The sequence below is a fragment of the Pseudomonas sp. TJI-51 genome (genome assembly GCF_000190455.2).
GTDB classification, from domain to species: domain Bacteria; phylum Pseudomonadota; class Gammaproteobacteria; order Pseudomonadales; family Pseudomonadaceae; genus Aquipseudomonas; species Aquipseudomonas juntendi.
In genome coordinates, this window is the sequence record NZ_AEWE02000134.1 from 24,963 (window position 1) to 25,455 (window position 493).

Sequence of the window (493 nt, forward strand, 5' to 3'; positions counted from 1 at the left end):
CAGCGTACCGCCACCGGCGAGTTGCGCACCTTGCGCCTGGCCGACGGCACCCTGTTGAGCCTCAATACCCACACCGCGGTAGACATCGACTACGCCGGTGCGCAACGGGTGATCGTGCTGCACCAGGGTGAAATCTCGGTCGATACCGGCCACCAGGACCCACGCCCGCTGCTGGTGCGCACCGACGATGGCCGCTTGCGCCCACTGGGCACGCGCTTCCTGGTACGTCGTGAAGCCGCAGGCACGCGCCTTGAAGTGTTGCAAGCGTCGGTCGCGGCCATGCCGCATAACAGCGGTGACGAGCAGGTGTTGCGCGAAGGCCAGCAGGTGCTGATGCATGCCGATGGCCTGGGCCAGGTCAGCGCAGTGCCGGCCGGTGCCGATGCCTGGACGCGCGGCATGCTGGTGGTCGACGACGTACGCCTTGGCGACTTGCTGGCGGTGCTGGGCAAGTACCGCAGCGGCTACCTGGGCGTGGATGCAGCGGTCGCCG

The 493-nt window shown here is 68.2% G+C and carries 1 protein-coding gene; it reads left to right on the forward strand.

Translation table 11 applies throughout. The features are described from left to right. Window positions 1-493 (forward strand): FecR family protein (locus G1E_RS29870; RefSeq protein WP_047150178.1); only part of this gene is annotated, 493 nt, incomplete at both ends.